Below are 21081 nucleotides of genomic sequence, written 5' to 3' on the forward strand. Positions count from 1 at the left end.
TAGTCCTTTGTTTTCAGCTCTACACGCTGAGACGACTTCCTGCGGAGGTCGTCTTTTTTTAATCATGTATCATGATTTGACGGTATCGATACAGGATATACAGTGCGCCGATAATGGCCGCAACAGCCACCACTGCATCGAACATAAAGATTTGTAAAATGGACGCGTGACTCTGAATTAAACCTGTTACGACTGGGATGACGATAGCCGACACGCCGCCCGCTGTAGAGATAATCCCTGTCATCGTCCCTTTGTTTTTCCAGAAGAATTCAGCCATCACAGTTAACGTCAGCTGAAAAACTCCTGCGGTTGAAAATCCCAATACAAACGCATTGACGGTTCCTATGACTGGGGATTTCACGACCAAGAGCACACAAATGGAAACAAGTGTAATGATGGGGTAGATCAGCAGTACAGTGACCGGACGGACAAAGCGGCGAAGCAGAAACGCGAGCATCACGACAGACAGCAGCCCGCCCATGCTATAGTAACTGAGCAGTTTTACAGCACTGCCCGATGCCATCCCCAAGATGGCCTCACCGTACGTAGGAAGCCAAATTTGCGGCAGCGCATACAGTCCATTTGACGTAAAGCTGATCAAAATGAGTGCGATCCCTTCCCTCCAAAATGTAGGCTCTGTCGAGAAGCGCGGAAGTCCGTCATACTCCGTTACCTGGACTTGCTCCACCTTACGATGATTCGGAAATGGCAAGGTCCACAGCATCAAGACATTCACAAGATAGATCAGAGCAGGGACAAAAAATGAAATTCCATAAAACAAATCATGCTCTGCTAAAAAGAAAATCGCCAGTGGCAAAATGGTTGCCCCAATGGAGATAAAGGCCTTCACCATCACATTCGCAGATCCCGAGTTTTGCGGAAAAGCCTCCATTAACGCAGGATATGTTCCTGCATCCATTGCCGAATTCGCGACGCCTGCCAAAATCGCAAATGCAAACGCGATTTGATAATTCGGAGACAATGGGATTCCAATGAGGAACACCGCCATCAGCACACCAGAAACCAAAATGACCGGCTTACGCCCAAAACGATCTGACAGTACACCTGATAAACCATACGTGAGCACCCTGCCAATGCCAAGCGCCGAAATCATATAACTAATTCCCGCACTATTGGTATCTAACTGTTTGATTAAAAATGGCATATTTGAAGCCAAAATAATATTGACCATACCTAATAAAAAATAATTAATATACAGACTAGAAGCCGTTCTCACATACGGATTCCTCATCCTGACACACCCCTCAACACCATCGCAATGAAGTGACAAATAATGGTTACGCTTACAAGATCTCATATGTGAGGAAGAACAGCTTTTCAGCCTTCACGTTCATACATCTCATCATGTCATGCAGCTCACAGCTTACACGCCCTTCATGTATCAAGCATTTCTTCAATTTTTCACTGCTCTTATTTTATACGAATGCGAAAGGTAAAGATAGTGAATTGCTTAAATTTGAAGGGAATTCATCGATCAAGCGTATGACACCATCGATAGAAAAAAGGAGTGGTTCATTCCACTCCTTAAATGATGTCTCAATTCTGTTCATCGCAGCCCCCAAATACTTAGCTCATAAAAATATCCCGTTCTCTCGATGCGTAATCCAAAACGGAAATATTCTTCCAAAAATAAAATCCCCATACCCACTTGAAAATTTTGTTTGCTCAAGAAGGTGATTTAAAAGAATAAAAGCTTTTTTCACATTCAATTAAAGTGCTGCAATTTCATGCTCTCGATAGTGTTCTCCATGTATTTGGATTTTATGTTCTCTCGATTGAAGGAAAGCAAATACCTTCTGACAAAACAATTGATTTTTCTTCAATATCTAAAAAGGGGTGTTCTGGAAGTGTCATATAGCTTAATTTGTTCATTAAATGCTGTCTTCTGCTTTTTCTTTTTAAGGTTTCGATTTTTGAATTTCTGTTGTTATTTATATTACCCAGTTCAACATCCACTTTCCATTTTGTACTTTATCATTACGATAAATACCTCATTAGGTCTTCATTCATAGATGCGAACAACTAAATACAGACTTGACGAGAACCTTCCATGAATTAAGAATTGTACACATGTGAAATTGTACCCTTATGGGGGACATCATCGCTTTCATCCACAAGTTAGAAGACGGTAAAGACCTGAATATCAAGATAAACATGAGAAATTAAAACCAGAAGGTTTCTTTCATCTCTACCACCTGACAAACACTACTCAGCGATTTTATAAAATCCATATACCACTATTCGAATTCTATAGAAATGAAACAACCAGTCATCGAAAGAGTTTCGACAACTGGCTGTTTCATACAGTGTTTTGATCCCAGTCTCTCAAAAACGGGGGATCAGTCCCGAATATAGTGATTGTTTAAAATATACGGGATCATTTTGAAGATACTATGAATGACTTTGTATTCGCTCCCGTATTTTCTGGGTATGATCTTGATTTAAAATCATTGCCAATTCGGCCTCATTTAGACCAGATCCCCATCTAAAGATAATTTCACTATTCAAACCATACTTCAAAAAAAGCGCTTGATAATCTACTTCATGACTATTCTTATCCAATCCTGAGTAAAACAAATCCTTTATAGATTCCTCTGAGAGCATAGAATCCCTTCTACTGGCAATCATGAAACTAGATTGATACTGATCCATTATTCGCAATGCTTTATCTAAATCATGTTGAGGAACCTTGGCCACACTGACATAAAAATGTTTTTCATGTTCATCTAAAAGTAATTCTGGCCCCTTTTCAAAACCTGAAGTATTTATGTCTGAATCAATAGATTTCCATACTTTTCGGAATCTCTCTATTCGCGAATGTGCATCACTTACTTTCTTACTCAGAAAGATATAAAAATGGTAATTAGTCAATTGATCGCTAAAAATTTCTATTAGTTCATTTTGACAATAACTTTGAAAAGTCTTAATTCCACCATTATCTAAAAAGTAATAACCATTAATACTATATACACTTAACTGTTTAAGTTCATTTATTTTTTGATCTAACCACTTATAGTAGTTTGTCACTTCTTGTTCGAATTCAAGTTCTAATTTCATTAGGCATCTTTTGATCAGTAATTAAAATTGCTCGAATTGAACAACTTCTTTTTCTTTTTGTAAAAACTCCTCAAAAAGAGAGACTAACCTATTTATATTCTCTTCTTTTGAATACAGTAACGGATTATAACCATCTGAAGAAGGCATATAATGAATAAACGGTTCCATATCCTCAGGATAGCCAAAATCTGCGTATACTTCAGAAAGCCCATCCAACAACTCTTCAGGTGAATTCTTATTTTTTTCTTTTAAGTGAGACGTTATACCATATCTCCATTTCCTTTTTTCAACGTCCCATTGACTGGATTCTTCTTCTACCAAATCATTATATAATTCTACCAAAACCATTTGAAGTTTTCTATAATCCTCATCTGGGTCGCCATCTCCCCAAGCTAATTCTAGGATTAAAGAATTTTCACATTCAGTATGATTAGATAAATATTCCACAGCATACTTGCTTATTTCTTTGTATGAAATCAAATCTAGCCTAATTCCTACATATATAGTTTTCCAATTAACTTTTATTTTGTGATGTTTTAAATGCTCTAATGAAAAATTCATAATTTAATACACCTTTTGTGATTTGACAAACTCTATTGTCTCCTCCAAGCTTTACCCATTAACATTACACATTATGATTTTATTAATTGACTTTAAAGGTTTTCATCTCTCCCCCTCAACTTCCTGTGTTTCTGGTAAATGTCAAGGGTTTCATATACTTTATCTTATATACTCATCTACTTCTTCTATTGTTGAAATATCTTGCATAAAAAATACTTATTTCTTCTGGTAGTATTATTGCTAAATCATCAATTTGATCTTCCTTAAATTCAATGAATACCTCATATAAGTAATCACCTTCGTATTAAAGGTTTACTCAGTTAGGTTTAATTTTCACAAATTTAAAGTAGTCTTTACCTTGTCCAAAAGTAAATAAACTTGTGCCTTCTGTTCTGGAGTTTCAGCAACATACTCCATACAAATCTCTTCTAAGCAACTATAGAAATCTAGATTATCCATCACAATTTCATGATAAGATGCTGTGTCCATAAATATCATTACTCCATTATTAAATTCAACATCCTCTGAATGCTCTGGAAGTTCATATCCCATCATATGATCTTGCCAAGGTTCTCTGTGGGACAAACACTCTAACACCTCAACTAAATCATTCTTCAAAAAAGAAAAAAAGTCTTGAACAATCGGCTGCATTTTTTTTAACATCAAGATCCTCCTAATTACTATATTTCTTCCATTCTAATACTGGGTACAAGCTTTCAATTTCCCCTGTTTTTGGATTTTTCCACCCTTCAAATTTTATACCATTTGATGTACCTTGTATTACATGTTGACCGCCTCTAGTTACATACTCAGTACCATTTTCCATTGCCTCTTGGCCATATTTATAAATTTGCTCATCAGTAAATACATTATCATCATAAACAGTCTTCTTATGAGTAGATGCTTTAAATTCTTTTGTATACATACCACGTTCTTGTTTTGCTATTTTATAGTACACATCTTTTATTCCATGTACCGAAGGATGGCTTTCTTTTCTCTCCAATTTATAGGGAATTTCCTTTTCATTTAAATAATTAAAAAATTCCTTTTCATTATGACCACCACTTACACCTGTCTTACTAACACCTTCTGGCCGTATTAGATGATTTTTGCTATTGTCAGAATACTTATGTTTAAATCCACCTTTACCAGCACTATCCTTCACCCCCATCTTCCCATGAAACCCTTTCACCCCGATCGGCAAAAGCATCCCCAGTGCCGCGTTCATACTTGCTTCCTGCTGTTCTTTCGAGATCTTATTTCCAAACATGTCTCGGCCTGTGATCGCTTCGCTGAAGCCGTTGGTGGCGGTGAGGCCATATAGTCCTTTTTGCGATGTTTTTAAGGCGTCAAAGGATTTTTGTGATGTCTTGTAAATGTCGACTGCCCTGACTGCAACTGATGTGGCTTGGGTCGTTTTATAGACGGCTTTTCCGCCTTTGAAAATGCGGCCTGCCCAGCCGACGATTGGGATGTAGCCGGCCGCTGCCATGCCGCCTGCCGCGACTCGCTGTCCTGCGGTGAGTTCCTCGCCTGTGATTGGATCAACGCCTGTTGCGGCACGTTTTGCATCGTTCACGCCGGTCAGTTCATTCACGATGTTTCCACCATAATCGAGGGCTTTTTCATACCAAGGGCGGTTGGCGAGGGCTTCTTGTTCCTTCGCAATCTTTCGGGCTTCTTCTTGTTCTTTTTTGATTTTCAGATATTCAGAAGTTTGCTTCTCAATATCGCTTTTTGCCTTGTAGATGTCGCTATTTTGATACGCTTTCTTATCAAAATTCATAGGTGAAATCGCTGTTCCGTCATTTGTCGCATTCATCATTTCAGCATACAATGCCATTGTAGCTTGCTGTTCCGTCTCTGACAAAGCATATTCATCTTTTAAATTTTGATCAAGTTCTCTCAGATCTTTGACCGTCTTTTTTCGTTCATCTTCCGCATCTTCTATTTTTTCATCAAAGGTTTGGCTATCAAATACCTCTAGGGAAATGAGGTCATCAATGTCTTGAAAAATGGTTTTGAGTGCCTTTTTTTGATCCTTCACAATGCTTTTGGCATTCTTGATACCCATATGTACCGCATTGTCTAAAAAGTGTTCTTCTACAAAGGTATCGCCGCCAAAGTTTGTATCATCCAGTGTCCCAGAAACACCTTCATGAAAGGCTTTTTGCTTATCAATGAAGCTGATAAACATGTCTACATTTCCAGACAGCTCTTTATAGAAACTTTTAATGTTATCGGCACCTTTCCCAGTGAAGTCATCTCCGAGGTTGGCAACACCTTGTAATGCCTTTTTTAAATCTATCATTTGTTCGCGGAGTTCCTGATAGTGTTTTGCCCTTGTGTCCATGGCACTGGTTAGTGCTTTTGCATCAAGTATCTTGCCCAGAAGAAGTCACTCCCTCCATTATTGATCATAAAGTCTATTTTACCGTGACCTTCAAAACGGAAAAATAGGCTAAATGATTTAAAAAATGGAATAGACTCTCTATTTAAAGGTCAAATAAAATAAGCTAGACAATGCACTTTGCTTTGTCCAGCCATACATTTATTTTATTTATAATCATTGATCGGTCCTTTATCCATCAAAACATCAATTTCATTAGATGACTTCATTTTTAATTTAGGTCTGCGCTCGGAATTGGGTTTGCTGTAAAGCTCTAGCGGACGGATGATCACACCATCATTTGTATTTTGAAGCATCCCCGGCACACAAGAATAAATCCGATCATTATCATTCGCATGTTTGGCATGAATTGTCACAGACGTTCCTTGGTGATTATCGATACTCATAGATACCCTATATCTATAAAAGGAACCTGTTCCGTTTGATTGAGCAGAATAAACAACCGGAACAATAGCAAGGATATCGTCATTTAACCGTAATTTAATGACTTCTGTTTTCAGCGAATCACGGTCTCTACCGACATCTCCCATATGCTCTACAGCTCCGTTACCGTAACTTTTGAGAGCTGGAACACCTTTTGCGCCAAACATGGCCACATCTATTTGTTTTCCTGCCTTCGTATAGACCAATGCATAAATATCATAATCCGTTCCAGACTTCCAGGATACTGTAGCTGTAATCTCAGGCGTTTTTTCAATGATGATCGGTTTATGACCTTTGTCTAGACTAATTTTACCTTGAACTTTCTCTAAGCTAATAGGTGCAGCCACTTTCTCTTTAGCGGCTGTCTTCATTGGAGCAGGCTCATCAATTTGTTTTTCAGAAGCCATTTGAGGAGGTGAAGAAACATCTTGTACAACAGGTTCAACCTCCACCCCATAAAGCTTGCATAGCCCTTCCAATCCAGAATTGAAGCCACGCCAGATGGATCGTGCTTTCGTTTCACTATTTCTGATATACAGCTCTACTACGACAATCCCTTTTTCATTTGTAAATTTTACTGGTGTTAGGTATAGCACCTCATCACCTGTTCGAATTTCTGCTTGCAGATTCTTCACTTGAGAAAAGCCAATTCCTTGATCCTCTGTTAGTGTAATCGCCATCTTTGTGATTCCAACAGGCACTTTACTCATATCAAAATTCAATTGATGCCTTTTCAACTGATCTGATATCTCTGCTGGTAAAAGTGTCGCGACACCCGTGGCACTCTCCGGCTGATTGTAAAAAATAATGCCATTATCTCCTTGAACTAGATCTGAATCTGTTAAAAGAAACGCAGTTAAAGAAATATCAATTGCAGATGACACTTCATAACTGATGGATACTTGCCCCTTTGGAGAATTTAGTACGGTATTGGCACCCATTTGCAGAGTTTGATTCATTTCAACAACTCCTATTCCTCATCTACCATTTATCGTTTTTATAGATCAATTATACCAAATTGTGTAATAGAACCTATGAATATCTTTATCTCTTTTCAATTTCTGCAATGATATGAGAAAATGCCAACTAAAACAAACTACTCTCGAAAGGAGAATCAATATGTATAAAAAAATCATTCCTGCTGTTATGGTGATATTCGGCTTTTGGATTCTTCTTCAAATATACTTGAACATCAAGATCTTTCACAATCCAATGAACTATTTTGTCCCTATTACCCTCTTCTTCCTTTGTGTTCAGGCTCTATTAAAACATAAACGATGAAAAACCCGAACAAGCATATACCACGCTCATCCGGGCTTCTATTTTCCTTTATTACACTTCTTCACCGTTCGTTGCGATGACGTTTTGATACCAAGTAAACGAATCTTTTTTAAGGCGCTTCATCGAGCCGTTACCTTCGTTGTCGCGGTCAACGTAGATCATGCCGTAGCGTTTTTTCATTTCACCTGTTGTGAATGACACGATATCAATGATGCCCCAAGGTGTGTAGCCAATAAGGTCCACACCGTCGTATTCAATCGCTTTTTTCAGTGCTTCGATATGAGAAGCGAGATATTGAATTCTTTCTGGATCGTGAATAGAACCGTCTTCTTCTACTTGATCTATTGCACCAAATCCATTCTCTACGATGAACAGCGGGATTTGATAGCGATCGTAAAAACGATTCAATGTATATCTTAAGCCTGTCGGGTCAATGGACCAGCCCCAGTCACTTGATTTGATATAAGGGTTATCTACACCATGCGGCAGGGCTCCGTTGACAATGTCTCCGTTGTGATCAGACACAGTATCACTTTTAACCGTTGTCGACATGTAGTAGCTAAAGCCTAGATAATCCACTTTCCCTTTTCTTAAGCTTTCTTCATCGCCTTCTTCAAATGGAATATGATACCCTTCGCGTTCGAATTCTTTTAATGCATAGCTCGGATAGTAGCCGCGAACCTGTACATCTGGGAAGAAATAGCGCTGTCTCATATACTCCTCTGCAAGCATGACATCCTCTGGATTTGAGGAATACGGATAGATTGGCACGTGAGACACCATCGCTCCAATTTGGAAAGCAGGATTGATCTCTTTTCCTTTGGCTACTGCCCATGCACTTGCAAGTAATTCATGGTGTCCTGCTTGATACATGACTTCTTTGGCATTTTCGCCTTCTTTGACTGATACGCCTGAATTTGTCCAAAGGAATAGTGGGTTGTTGACATCCATTTTGTTATTGATTTCATTAAATGTCATCCAGTATGTGACCTTGTCTTTGTATCGATTGAAGCATACTTCTGCGAATTTCGCGAAATACTCAGCGACTTTTCGGCTGCGGAACCCGCCGTACTCTCTTGCCAAATGAAGCGGCATCTCAAAGTGAGATAGCGTAATCACAGGCTCGATGCCATGCTTGAGCAGTTCATCAAATACATCATCATAGAATTGTAAGCCTGCTTCATTCGGTTCCGCTTCATCTCCCTTAGGGAAAATCCGGCTCCAGCCAATTGATGTACGTAAACATTTTAGACCCATTTCGGCAAACATTGCGATATCTTCCTTATAACGATGATAGAAATCAATCGCTTCATGGTTCGGATAAAATTTATCTTCTTCTATCGTTTCAGTTATTTGTCTCGGTATTCCATGAGCACCTGCTGTCATCACATCTACAACACTTGGGCCTTTTCCAGCTTCATTCCATCCACCTTCAAATTGATGTGCAGCTAATGCTCCGCCCCATAGAAAATCTTTTGGTAATGTCATTATTCATTCCTCCTATTTCACAATTGTGATCATGACGTCTGTTGACTGGCATGTCGATTGTTCTTCTATAATCACATCTTCGTACGCTTGTGTATTGGTGATGATGACAGGTGTGATTGTGTTTAATCCCTTGCTTTCAATGGCTTCTTGATCAAATGTCATCAACAAGTCACCCTTCTTCACCTTGCTGCCTTCTTTGATATGAAGAGTAAATGCTGAGCCATCTAGGGAAACCGTATCAATTCCTACATGAACAAGTAACTCCACACCAAATTCTGAACGCAGTCCAATTGCATGCTTTGTCGGCGCAAGCATGACGACACTGCCATCAAACGGTGCATACAGCTTATTGTCTGTCGGTTCAATCGCAAATCCTTTGCCCATTGCCCCAGAGCTAAATACGGCATCCGGCACTTCAGATAACGGGAGTACTTTCCCTGCAAGCGGTGCAGGAATGGTTTCTTCATTGTTCATCGAAGCATTCATTTTTTCTCCAACTTGATCTTTATCAGACGTTGCACCGGCTGTCTGTTCCACTGTATCTTCCCCATAACCAAACATTTGAATGAGCACAACTGGTAAGATCAGCGCAATTGCGACACCAATCAATATGCCGATGATCGATGTTGGAAAGTCTGAACTAATTCCGTTTACAATCGTCAGTGGACCAGGCAACCCTGCATACGCAAAGTAATAAGGCGTAAAGAAGCTGGCAGCAATGGCACCGACCGCTCCAGATATACATCCGAAAATAAATGGTTTCTTAAAACGAAGGGTGACCCCATAGATCGCAGGCTCGGTAATTCCAAAGAGACCCGTGATTCCCGCTGACACCCCGACTTTTCGTGTTTCGCGGTTTCTTGCTTTTAAAATAACCCCTAACACTGCGCCGACCTGAGCGATAACAGCGATGGTTTGATATGCCTGGAAGGAGTCACGTCCATATTGTTCAAAGTTGGCGAGCACCATTGGTGTGATGCCCCAGTGAACACCGAAAATGACAAGCACTTGCCAGAAACCTCCGATAATGGCGCCTGCTAAAGCTGGGACATTTTCTGCTAAGACATTGTATCCGTTTGCAATTCCATTTGCGCCTGCTGTCGAAAGTGGACCAATTAATAGAATGGTTAACGGAACCATGACAACCATACAGATAAATGGGACAAATAACGGTTTGACCACCTCGTGAATGCGTTTGTTTAAAAATCTCTCTACATATGAAAGGATCCATACCAAGAATAGCGGCGGCAAAACAGATGACGTATAAACCGTTTCAGATAGCGCTATGCCTAAAAAGGTAACGCCTTCCCCTGATGCCACGCGTCCAGCAATCTCCGTCCAAGCCGGACTGACAAGCGCTGCTGTACACGCTACTGCGATATACATATTCGTTTTAAAATGCTTGGCAGCTGTAATGGCAATAAAGATAGGCAAGAACGTAAACGGCGCCCAAGAAATAAAGCTAAAGACTTCATACGTTCCCGTTTTCGAGAAGCTTGGAAATAATAAATTAATGAGGATAAGTGCACCTTGTAAAATACCAGCTGCCGCCAAAATATACACAAATGGTGCAAACACAGCAGACATGGTCGCGATGACACGATTCAGCACCGTTCCCTTGTTTTCATTTACCTGGTCATCTTCAGACGGCTGCAGCTGAACAAGGCTGGAAAAATGCTCATAGACCTCACCAACATGCTGACCGATGACGACCTGAAATTGACCGCCGTTTTCCACCACGGTAATGACGCCAGGCATCGCATTGACTGCTTCCTTTGCCTTTGGATTCGAACGTTTCAAGACCAAACGCAGCCGCGTGGCGCATCTTGCGGCACTCACCACATTTTCTTCTCCGCCAACTGCCTCTAAGATGTCTTCTGCAAGCTTTTGATAATTCCTCACTTTTGACATATAAAACCCCCCTTTATCACTACTAGTATATGTACATTATAATTATACCGGTACAATTTATCAATACATATATAATTTCAATTAGCATATCAAAGGAAATTTGGTATGTGCTATAATACAAGAACAATAAATCGTGAAAACAAAGAGGAATGGCCATGTTAAAGTATCAACAAATTGCGAGCGATATTGAAAAATATATTGTCACCCATGAGCTGCAGCAAGGGGATAAGCTCCCTGTACTCGAAACACTCATGAGCCAATTTGCTGTGAGCAAAAGTACCATTATCAAATCATTAGACTTACTCGAAAGAAAAGGAATTATCTATCAAGTGAGGGGCAGCGGCATCTTTGTTCGAAGACACCGCCGTAAGGGCTACATCAGCCTTTTGTCCAACCAAGGGTTTAAAAAAGATTTAGAGGAATTTCAACTGACATCAGAGGTTTTAATGCTAGACACCATCAAGCCGTCCGAAGAAGCTGCACTTAATTTGAATATTGAACAAGAAGAGGATGTTTTTTACCTTAAACGCATTCGTTACATCAATGGACAAACGTTATGTTTAGAAGAATCCTATTACCGAAAAACCATCATTCCCTATCTCAACACAGAAATTGTTGCCGACTCTGTTTTTAAATTCATCAGTGAAGGGCTTGGACTCAAAGTCGGCTTCTCCGATATGTACTTACAAGTAGGCAAACTGAATGAAACCGAAGCAAAGCACCTCGGACTTAAGCAAGACGATCCCGCTCTCCGCGTCGAGACGGTCTTTCATCTCACAAACGGCCAGCCCTTCGACTTCTCGAAAATCACGTATAACTACATGCAATCCCAATTTTTTATTCAAGCGAATAATTATTATGGGTGATGGATGGAAAAAGCCCCCTGGTGTCAGGAGGCTTTCTTACTATTATCTTTTAACCTTTAAACATTCCATCCTTCTTTCTTGAGAAGATAGGCCATCAATCCCAACATCACCATAATAAATGTCTATGTGATTTCCTTTGCCAATTAGTGCAACTGGAAAAGCATGCTGGTCTTGCAGACACTTTTCAAACTCATCTGGATGAATTTCGACTTCAATTTCATGTCCAATGAACGCATATTCAAACGTCATCGTATGTTAAAGATCCACAAGACAGCGTATGATCTTCTGCTGAAGATGAATGACATCATGAGAAACAACCTCTGTCCAATTTAAACTGAGAACGAATCCTACGAAACCCGTTTCTTTTTGTATGTTGATTGTCATTCCTTTTCGATCTGAACTTCTGCCTGACAATTCAAACTCTGTATAATAACCAGAAAAATCATCGTCTTTGATGATGTTCTCTTTAACACTGTGTTCAATCCATGTTTCTCCGTCAGGGTCCAGACTAAACTTTACTTTCTTAATAGACATGTTTTTTGAACTAGATAATCAATCAATTGGCGAAAAGTATTTGGTATATGAATGGCCTCGTAAAAAACGAGTCCGATTTTGATGTATCCACCTAGAGCTATGTCACATCCCTCTCTTCATTTTTTCTTTCATTATACTTTATTCAAAATATTATTCTGCGAAAACTCACTCTCTTACATGAACACTTCCGATTTAAACCATCAAAAAGATTCATTTTACGAATGTATCAAACAAACTTATGATTAACGTAACAAGAGTGTATAGGAGGGTTCGTCAGATGACAGACATTAGAGTGTATCATGTCGATGCGTTTACAACTGAGAAATTTGGAGGAAATGCCGCTGGGGTGGTGTTGGATGGTGAGTTTTTAACAGAAGATGACATGCAGAGCATCGCCAAGGAGTTGAATTTACCGGAATCCGTCTTCCTGCCCATGATAAAAAAGCCGATTATCGCGTCAAATACTTCACCCCGACGGAAGAGGTCAATTTTTGCGGGCATGCGACTGTTGGATTGACTTGGCTTTTGGCGACGGAGCTAGGACTGGCTAAAGAGAGATCAGGGGTCGTGTTAGAAACAAAGATCGGCAATGTGCCTGTTGTATGGCACGAAGAAAATGGAAAGGTCGTTGATGTGGAAATGACGCAGGTGCCACCGCGGACGCGAGATTTTGTCATCGATTTAGAAGAGCTTAGTGACATGCTTGGTGTGAGCAGTGACCGCCTTGATTCTTCCTATCCTATCAAATTAGCAAACACCGGAAACTGGCATCTTCTTGTTCCAATGAAGCACCAACAGGACATTGATCAAGCGGCACCGAACTTAGCGGCTTTAGCTAAAATGAATAAAGAGCATGGCATCTCGACAACCCACCTTTATACGTTCCACACTTCAAAAGAATGCGATCTTTATACGAGGGATTTTGCACCTGGGATTGGTATACCGGAAGATCCTGTGACGGGGGCAGCAAACGGGGCGTTGGCTGGATATCTTTATTTGGAGGGTATCATTTCTCAGCAAGAAATCACTCGCCTGAACATTGCCCAAGGGGATGCCATCGGCAGACCTGGTATGCTTCGTATCACAGTCATTCCGAATGAATCAGAGCCGGTGATCAAAGTGGCAGGCGCAGCTGTCATCACGATCCGCGGCATGTTAACTTTATAACACATCAGCTTGAATGGGAGTCATCCTGTTCAAGCTGATTCTATTTAAAATGATTTTTGACCGTTTCGATCCATCTTTTGGCCGATGGGGAAGCTGCTTTGAATGATTTGAGCGCCAGATTGACCTCACGAAAGACGCTCGTCTCCAGTGGAATGACTTTCGTATGAGGTATGTGCGGCGGTAAAACCAATTTTGGAATGATCGTGACCCCAAGTCCTTCTTGAACCATAGAAATAAGCGTATTGTTGTCTTCAATTTCAAACAAAACATGAGGCTTCACGCCGCCTCTTTCTTTTAACAGCTTCTTGACGAGTATGTCACAGCCCGCTTTCGGCATGATAAAGGCTTCATCATGTAATGAATCAACTTCGATCACTTTCTTCGTATGAAAGCGATGATTCTCTTGTATGAGCACCACCAATTCATCCTGAAAAAGTGGAACGGTCTCAAATTCCCTCGATGACTGCGTAAAAAAACCAACATCAACCGTGCCAGAAGTGATCCATTCCTCAATCTCCTCATAACCTCCTTCATATAACTCCAGCTTGATATGCGGATAGATTTGCGTAAAACGATGAATAAGGCGTGGAAGGACATTTGAAGAAAAACTAGGGAATGTCCCTATCTTGATACTCCCCACTTCCATCCCTTGAATGAGCGCCGCCTCCTGCTCAAGCAATGCTGCATGATGCATGATTTGCCGGATATGCGGCATTACCCGCTCACCTGCGTCCGTTAACGAAAGCCCGTTTCGATTCCGCCGAAGCAGCACAATCCCGAGTTCCGACTCAAGCTTCGCAATATTATGACTCACCCCAGATTGCGTCAGCCCAAGCTTCTCCCCTGCTTTTGTAAAACTGCCGCACTCGACGACTGTTAGAAATACTTTGTATTGGAATGTGATCAGTGTGCTCACCTCGTATGTTCATATGTTAAATCGAAAAATATACTGCTAGTTATAAAGTTCATTTGGGTTTAGTGCCTTCCCGCCATTACCAGTAAATCAAAGACACCTATCTCTCTATGAAAAATAACTCAACATGTCTAATTTGTCGAGAAATTCAATATCCACCTATAAGCACTGAGATATTTTGCTAAATTTATGATACGATAATAGGCAAAAAGACTACAGGGGCTAGCTAAATGAGTGAACTTTTTATTGAAAAACGCGATTTTATTACAGATCGAATTCTTTCTTTACGAACAACCGTATTCCATAATCAACCTATTGTCTACATTCTTTATGATGAAAAGAAGAAACCATCTGCTTATATCGGTCAGTCAGTCCAAGCTAGCAGACGTTTGAAGGATCATTTGAAAGACCCAAAAAAGAACAAATTAACTAAAACAATTCTGATCGGACATGAACGCTTTCATCAATCCGCCTCTTACAATATTGAGACAAATCTCATAAACTACTTTATTGCAGAAAATCGTTTCCAATTAAAAAATGTTAGCCAGACACGATCGAGGGAAATGCATCATTATTATCAAAAAGATTTTTACAATGAAACTGTTTTCAAAGAGATATGGGAGCAACTGCAAAAAGAAAAGATCGTTAGTAATTCAATTGAAACCTTAAAAAATAGAGATATTTATAAACTTTCTCCCTATAAAGAATTATCACCTCAACAAGTAGAAATTAAGCATGAAATCTTATCTTTTTGCAAAGAGCATATCAAACAGTCAGGTCACCATGTGATTTCGATAGAAGGTGATGCAGGAACTGGGAAGAGCGTTTTACTGAGTTCTCTTTTTAATACGATTCAAGATTTATCAAATGATATGGACTCTGTCTTAAACAATAAGAACAATTATTTACTTGTAAATCACGCGGAAATGCTTAAAACATATCAAAACATCGCAAAGAGTCTGCCAAATCTGAAAAAGAAACAAATTATGAGACCAACCTCGTTTATCAATCAGATGACAAAGTCAGGTGAAATGGCTGACATCGTGTTAATTGATGAAGCCCATCTTTTATTAACAAAAGATGATAAGTACAATAACTTCCATTACCAAAACCAACTAGAAGAAATTATCAAACGAAGTAAAATAACCATTGTCATTTTTGATCCAAAGCAGGTACTCAAAATTAAAAGCTACTGGAATGAAAAATTACTCGAGGAAATTACAAATAGATATCATGCCAAGACTGTAAAACTCACAGAACAGATGCGTATGCATGCTGATACTGATACGTTGAAATGGATTGACCAATTTGTGTCAAAACAATTATTACCTCTGCCTATAAAACAGGATTCTTTCGAACTTAAAATTTTTGAGGAGCCTGACAAATTTAAAACTGCCATTCAGCAGAAAGATGATGAGGTAGGCCTATCCCGCATTGTATCTACCTTTGACTTTTTACATAAAAAAGATGGAGCTGCCTATATCGTAGATGAAGCTGGCATCAATATGCCATGGAATTTTACAAATGATAAATGGACATGGGCTGAACATGCAGATTCAGTTAGAGAAGTGGGCTCAATCTATACAGTTCAAGGATTTGATTTAAATTATGTCGGCGTCATACTTGGCCCTTCTATCAGCTATGATGAAGAAAAGGATGAACTTCTCATAGACACATCAAATTATAAAGACACAGGTGCATTCACATCAAGAAGTGACATGTCTTTAGAGGAAATCAATCAGGCAAAAGAAAAGATTATACTAAACTCGATTAACGTTTTGATGAAGCGAGGCATTCACGGGCTTTATATTTATGCAACAGATGAAAAATTGAGAAGGAAATTACAAGAGATAAAAGAGGGAGGAAAATATGACTGAGATCAAAGAATTAATACATTCAATTAACCAATTTAGAGATGATCGGAACTGGAGACAATATCATAACCCAAAAGACTTGGCCATCTCAATCTCGATAGAAGCAGCTGAACTGCTTGAAGACTTCCAATGGAAAAGTAATGAAGAAGCTCTTGAGGCGAACGAAGAAAACATCCGAGAGGAAATAGCCGATATCTTAATATATTCACTAATGCTTTGCTCAGATCTTCATCTAAACGTGAAAGAAATAATTGAAGAAAAATTAATAAAAAATGGAGAGAAATATCCCATGGATAAGTAATGAAACATGGTTCGTTTTTTTAATGAAGAAGAGTAATGTCCTAACACTCTTCTTCATTCATTATACTTTAATAATATATTTGTCTAATTTGTCGTTGCCGACGACGAAGACCTAGACGTTGCTTCATCAGCTTTCACACAATCAATCGCAACAACGAGGGCAATCATCACAGGCTCCATCTCTTCTTTCAAAATATCAACCTTATAGCTGTCACCCCAAGTAAACCATTCCTTCTTCACCTGGCCGATCACTTCGCCGTTCTGGAGCACCTGGAAATTCATATCCCACCAGTTACCTTGCACTTCTATACCCGCGGCATCAATTGAATATTTTGCTTTAAAGAACGTAAACTCTTTTTTGATCGTCAATACCTCTTGACCACCAACTTCTACTAAGAACTTCGGTAAAAAGCTAAACATTTTCTTCGTAATCACAGCAATTTCTTCTCGTTCTGTATTCAGAATGGTAAACGTCTTCGGTACCTTCAAAAAACTGCCTTCGACCAAATACACATCGTTCTCCTGCTGATCCTTTACTGTAAACCTGCCGCTCAGACTAAATACTTTCTGCTTCATGTAAAGCTGTTTCATATGGACCTCCGATTCAGTTCAAAAATTTATTCGTTCTTACATTACCTCTGATTATACCAAAAAATAGAATGTACAAAAAACCACCTGCTATCAGGTGGTTTTCGATTACTGATTCATTTTCAGAGATTCTTTTTCATATGTTTGAAAAGCATTTTCCATTCCCATGATGACCTCTTTAATTTTGACATAACCACTTGTGTAAGGAATAGAATCTCTAATCTCTTCCCACATAAAATGATAGAATTTCAGGTCATCCGTTTCACACATCACAAAATCTGTGTAATCTTTATCTGGAAGAGCTTCTGCATCAAAAAAACGCACCGTCACATGTTCCTCATACTTCGGCATCAACTCTTGCAGCGAAGCCGCATGGGTTCTTCGCTCCTCTCGTGGCAAAGCAAGCCAAGATGGATAGAACTCTAATAAAACAACCATCATATATTTAATCATCATACCCCCGATTCTTCTATGATGTGATGATTGTACGTCAGATCTAGAGAATGTGCATTAACATAGGTTAATGTTCATCTGTATGGAGCAGCCTGCTCAGCGAAACCGGAGAAATACCGATATATGAGGCAATATGATATTGAGCGATACGTTGATGTAACCCGGGATATTTCAATAAAAACGCCTGATATCGCTCAATGGCTGGCAAATATAGCAGTTCCCTCTCACGCTCTTCCTTTCTCGTATACAGCCTTTCTACACTAACCCGAACAAACCGTTCCCACATATGACTTCTATCCATCAACATTTGAAGCAGATCATACGGAATTTCAATCACGATCGAATCCTCCATCGCTTCAATCGAATAAGGAGAAGGCTGCCCGTTGATCATACTTGCATAAGAAGTAGCAAAATCATCTTCCAACGTAAAAGCCACGTTGTACTCCCTTCCATCCGGTAACAAATAAAAGAGACGGAAGAGCCCCGTTATGCAGAAATAAGCATGCTTCACCGGATCGCCAGCCTTGATCATGCATGTACCTGCTTTTAATTGTTTAATCGTTGTTCCATCTTTGAAGGCTTGCCAATGATTTTGTTCGATTGGATACTTGGATATTTTGGTTTTGAAAGTGTCGTATGGGTCAGTTATTTTGTCCATCTGTTTTTTACCTCCTAATAAGGAAAACTCAAGCCTACTTGGGGATTGTTTTTATGAACAATGCTAAAAATAAGTCTGTCACAATACGTGATGCAAAAAAAGTCTCGTTTGAGGGAAATCACTCAAATGAGACTTTTTTTAGTGTTTATTTAATACCCATTTACAAAGTAAGCAATGGTTTCTAATTCATCTTCTTTCAGTTCTCTGTTCACGTACTTTTGATACTCATTCGTGATTTTCTGCTGATCTCCACCAAATAGATCAGTGAATTTCGCTATCATCCGAAGTTTGTCTGTTTCCTGACGAAACTCCTCTTTTGTCCATGGTCTTTGGTGTGAAGGAATATACGTATCGGCATCAAAAGCATCTAACTCATCTAAAAGACGCAACGTTTCCTTCACTGTATAATGAACTTTTTCGGCATACATTTTCGGATAAATACAATCACCAAGAAACAGGATTTTCTCTTCTTTCACATACACGATGACTGAATCTGCGGCATGATCGCCTCCAACATGTTGCACGACACACGTAACCCCGCCAAGATCAATTTCTATCCAACGGTCAAACGTCACATCAGGTAAAACTACCTGAATATCTCGATGTTCCTTATATTCCTCTTTTATCGCCTTCGCACAAAACTGAATCTCCGTTCCTTCCCTCACCCGCTGATCAATCGCCTCATCAGACCACGAAAATGGACGAAGATTCTCCATTTCCTTTCTTGTCTTTGCAGAAGCAATGGAAACCGTATCAGGCAGCGCTGGCAGACCAAAAATATGATCCCAATGCCAATGAGTGAGGACAACCATATCGGGCGAAGCGTTCTCGTGCTTCAAAGTTCTTTGGACGAAATAGTTCGCATGATCTTTTGAATTGCCTGCATCAATCATTAATGTTCTGTCATTGCCTACAACCATGCCTAGAATGGGGCGGTCGGTGAGTGATACTGGTGTGATGTAGGAGAAGGTTTGGCCAATTTTTTTGATTGTGTGCATGGTGTTCCTGCTTTCTATAACCATATCTTTTGTAGAATTATAATCAAGATAAAACATCTTCTAATATGTTGCATTTTAAATTGTTAATAAAAAAAGAAGATTAACGATTCTTCAAGTAATTTAATTTATCGAAGCTAATATATCCATCATGTTGTAATCTTGCAACAACTATACCAGGAAGGACATCTTGTTCTTTAGCGAAATTATAAATACTTGTTTCATTAAAATTGCCTTTTTTGATGAATTCTTTATAATCGCCCCGACTTATGAAGAAATCTCTAGCAAATTCATTAGCTTCTTCTTCCTTTTTGTCAATATTGATTTTTTGTTCTAAGTCATTTTCAAGTGTTACGATGGGGTCATGAGGTTTATAATGTTTTATAAGATGACCTACTTCGTGCATTAACGCGAACCACACATGGTCATGTGTTTTAAACCGACCTGTCAAATAAATAGCTGGGTTATTTTTATAAGTTGTAAGCGCACCTCTTACTTTACTGTTCTCTAATGCGTCATGAAACACTAAATAAACTCCAAGACTATTTAATAACTTCCTTGTACTTTTTAATGAACTTTCATAATTGTTATTTAGAGCAAGTAACTTGAATTTATGCAAAGATTCGAGTAGCTTCTGCTTATTAAAGTTTTTTTCTGACAAGTCTCTATTTTGCAGTTCAACTTCTTCTTTGGACAGGTTTAACCAGATTGCTATAGCTTCAACTTCTCCTCCATCTTCCATGAAATCGACGTTCAGGTTTGAGTAAAAATCATCAAATTGTTCAAAACTACTGATTCCTAAAAGTTTCAACATTTCATTTGCCTGCTTAACTAAATCCCAACCTAGTCCATTAAATACTGTATTGAACTTAAATTTTCTCGATAATTGCAACAATTGTTCCTGACTATAGGAAGTTGATAATAATTCTTCCTTTTTTAAAAGTTCACGGTACTTTTCTTCATAATTGATCCAGTATGAGGCAGGAACCTCAGGAATTAAGCTTTCTAATTTTATTGCCACATCTTTTGTTAGACCTATTTTTCCATTTAACAAATTAGAACAATATTTTTCGCTAATTCCTAATCGATTCGCAAATTCCACCTGACTAATACCTATTTCATCTAAATAATCTTTTATAATAGATCCAGTATGTACAATAAATGCTTCTCCCATGATTATACCTCCCTTCTAATGATAATCTTCAATGGTTAAGATTTGAATTCGATTAATTGTTTTCAAATCATTTTCGGTCCAATCACCAATAGGCTTTAAAATGATTCGGAAATTTTTTGATACATCAATTCCCCAACAATCATTATACTCCCCATCTAGTTTATGCCGGCGAGGTGGCGGGATGTGAGGAATTTCTTCCAAATAGTTAGCAGCCCTTATCTCAGACATTCTATTAATTATTTTTTTATAAAATGCTGTATATTTTTTTTTGATCATTCGTTCATTCGTTAATATTTTTTCCAGACTACTACTGGCATAAGAGATTTCCACTTTATATCATCCTTATACATTAAATTTAAGTTTACAGCAGTTTTATTTGTAACATCCCTTTCATTTGAGAGAAGTGG

At 39.0% G+C, this 21081-nt stretch carries 20 protein-coding genes and 1 pseudogene; 4 read left to right on the top strand and 17 right to left on the bottom strand.

The features are described 5' to 3' along the window. Positions 1 to 58 precede the first annotated feature (58 nt). The 8 genes from AAYR28_RS18440 to AAYR28_RS18480 all read right to left on the bottom strand — a co-directional run bounded on the left by AAYR28_RS18440 (position 59) and on the right by AAYR28_RS18480 (position 11152). Positions 59 to 1252: an MFS transporter gene (locus AAYR28_RS18440; protein WP_034281432.1), complete on the bottom strand. Its 1194-nt coding sequence runs from the start codon at positions 1250 to 1252 to the stop codon at positions 59 to 61. Positions 1253 to 2412: 1160 nt separating this feature from the next. Next, positions 2413 to 3078, bottom strand: a complete 666-nt coding sequence (locus AAYR28_RS18445) for a hypothetical protein (protein WP_120208024.1) — start codon at positions 3076 to 3078, stop codon at positions 2413 to 2415. A 21-nt stretch (positions 3079 to 3099) separates the two neighbouring features. Continuing rightward, positions 3100 to 3639: a DUF2247 family protein gene (locus AAYR28_RS18450; protein ID WP_120208026.1), complete on the bottom strand. Its 540-nt coding sequence runs from the start codon at positions 3637 to 3639 to the stop codon at positions 3100 to 3102. A gap of 333 nt (positions 3640 to 3972) precedes the next feature. Then, a complete protein-coding gene (locus tag AAYR28_RS18455; RefSeq protein ID WP_120208028.1) occupies positions 3973 to 4302 on the bottom strand; it encodes a hypothetical protein in 330 nt (109 codons plus the stop codon). A gap of 10 nt (positions 4303 to 4312) precedes the next feature. Next, on the bottom strand, positions 4313 to 5992 hold the full coding sequence (locus AAYR28_RS18460) for a T7SS effector LXG polymorphic toxin (RefSeq protein ID WP_144496484.1): 1680 nt from the start codon (positions 5990 to 5992) through the stop codon (positions 4313 to 4315). Between the two features lie 203 nt (positions 5993 to 6195). Beyond that, positions 6196 to 7431, bottom strand: a complete 1236-nt coding sequence (locus AAYR28_RS18465) for a TerD family protein (RefSeq protein WP_345808897.1) — start codon at positions 7429 to 7431, stop codon at positions 6196 to 6198. A gap of 373 nt (positions 7432 to 7804) precedes the next feature. Then, positions 7805 to 9244: a 6-phospho-beta-glucosidase BglA gene (gene bglA, locus AAYR28_RS18475; protein ID WP_139142196.1), complete on the bottom strand. Its 1440-nt coding sequence runs from the start codon at positions 9242 to 9244 to the stop codon at positions 7805 to 7807. A 9-nt stretch (positions 9245 to 9253) separates the two neighbouring features. After that, the gene (locus AAYR28_RS18480; protein WP_345808898.1) at positions 9254 to 11152 is read right to left on the bottom strand and encodes a beta-glucoside-specific PTS transporter subunit IIABC; all 1899 of its coding nucleotides are present in this window, start codon (positions 11150 to 11152) and stop codon (positions 9254 to 9256) included. Positions 11153 to 11307: 155 nt separating this feature from the next. Here AAYR28_RS18480 and AAYR28_RS18485 point away from each other — a divergent pair, with 155 nt between their 5' ends. Further along, positions 11308 to 12018 (top strand): GntR family transcriptional regulator, encoded by a 711-nt coding sequence (locus tag AAYR28_RS18485; protein ID WP_340891083.1) that lies wholly within the window; start codon positions 11308 to 11310, stop codon positions 12016 to 12018. Between the two features lie 42 nt (positions 12019 to 12060). Here the strand turns inward: AAYR28_RS18485 and AAYR28_RS18490 are convergent, their stop codons facing one another. Further along, positions 12061 to 12267: a hypothetical protein gene (locus AAYR28_RS18490; RefSeq protein ID WP_340891085.1), complete on the bottom strand. Its 207-nt coding sequence runs from the start codon at positions 12265 to 12267 to the stop codon at positions 12061 to 12063. Between the two features lie 6 nt (positions 12268 to 12273). Further along, positions 12274 to 12552, bottom strand: a complete 279-nt coding sequence (locus AAYR28_RS18495; protein WP_345808899.1) for an Imm64 family immunity protein — start codon at positions 12550 to 12552, stop codon at positions 12274 to 12276. Between the two features lie 277 nt (positions 12553 to 12829). Here AAYR28_RS18495 and AAYR28_RS18500 point away from each other — a divergent pair. Then, positions 12830 to 13719 (top strand): annotated as a pseudogene (locus AAYR28_RS18500) (PhzF family phenazine biosynthesis protein). A 40-nt stretch (positions 13720 to 13759) separates the two neighbouring features. On the opposite strand, the gene AAYR28_RS18505 reads toward AAYR28_RS18500, so the two are convergent. Continuing rightward, entirely contained in the window at positions 13760 to 14635 is an 876-nt protein-coding gene (locus AAYR28_RS18505) for a LysR family transcriptional regulator (RefSeq protein ID WP_345808900.1), read from the bottom strand. A gap of 227 nt (positions 14636 to 14862) precedes the next feature. Between AAYR28_RS18505 and AAYR28_RS18510 the strand changes: the two genes are divergently transcribed. Next, positions 14863 to 16509 (top strand): DUF2075 domain-containing protein, encoded by a 1647-nt coding sequence (locus tag AAYR28_RS18510; RefSeq protein WP_345808901.1) that lies wholly within the window; start codon positions 14863 to 14865, stop codon positions 16507 to 16509. Beyond that, a complete protein-coding gene (locus tag AAYR28_RS18515; protein ID WP_070326237.1) occupies positions 16502 to 16807 on the top strand; it encodes a nucleotide pyrophosphohydrolase in 306 nt (101 codons plus the stop codon). The genes AAYR28_RS18510 and AAYR28_RS18515 overlap by 8 nt, the downstream gene beginning before the upstream one ends. Before the next feature lie 83 nt (positions 16808 to 16890). Here AAYR28_RS18515 and AAYR28_RS18520 read toward each other — a convergent pair whose 3' ends face one another. From AAYR28_RS18520 to AAYR28_RS18545, 6 genes are all read right to left on the bottom strand, one after another. Continuing rightward, the gene (locus AAYR28_RS18520; RefSeq protein ID WP_345808902.1) at positions 16891 to 17397 is read right to left on the bottom strand and encodes an LURP-one-related/scramblase family protein; all 507 of its coding nucleotides are present in this window, start codon (positions 17395 to 17397) and stop codon (positions 16891 to 16893) included. A 105-nt stretch (positions 17398 to 17502) separates the two neighbouring features. Beyond that, on the bottom strand, positions 17503 to 17844 hold the full coding sequence (locus tag AAYR28_RS18525; protein WP_345808989.1) for a darcynin family protein: 342 nt from the start codon (positions 17842 to 17844) through the stop codon (positions 17503 to 17505). Positions 17845 to 17914: 70 nt separating this feature from the next. Continuing rightward, complete coding sequence (locus AAYR28_RS18530; protein ID WP_345808903.1) at positions 17915 to 18505, bottom strand: Crp/Fnr family transcriptional regulator; 591 nt, start codon at positions 18503 to 18505, stop codon at positions 17915 to 17917. A gap of 149 nt (positions 18506 to 18654) precedes the next feature. Further along, on the bottom strand, positions 18655 to 19503 hold the full coding sequence (locus AAYR28_RS18535) for an MBL fold metallo-hydrolase (protein WP_345808904.1): 849 nt from the start codon (positions 19501 to 19503) through the stop codon (positions 18655 to 18657). A gap of 100 nt (positions 19504 to 19603) precedes the next feature. After that, on the bottom strand, positions 19604 to 20674 hold the full coding sequence (locus tag AAYR28_RS18540; protein ID WP_057078812.1) for a helix-turn-helix domain-containing protein: 1071 nt from the start codon (positions 20672 to 20674) through the stop codon (positions 19604 to 19606). A 15-nt stretch (positions 20675 to 20689) separates the two neighbouring features. Beyond that, positions 20690 to 21004: a type II toxin-antitoxin system RelE/ParE family toxin gene (locus tag AAYR28_RS18545; protein WP_057078810.1), complete on the bottom strand. Its 315-nt coding sequence runs from the start codon at positions 21002 to 21004 to the stop codon at positions 20690 to 20692. Between the last annotated feature and the right edge of the window lie 77 nt (positions 21005 to 21081).

The sequence above is a fragment of the Bacillus safensis genome, from assembly GCF_039619585.1.
In the GTDB taxonomy this organism is placed as follows: domain Bacteria; phylum Bacillota; class Bacilli; order Bacillales; family Bacillaceae; genus Bacillus; species Bacillus safensis.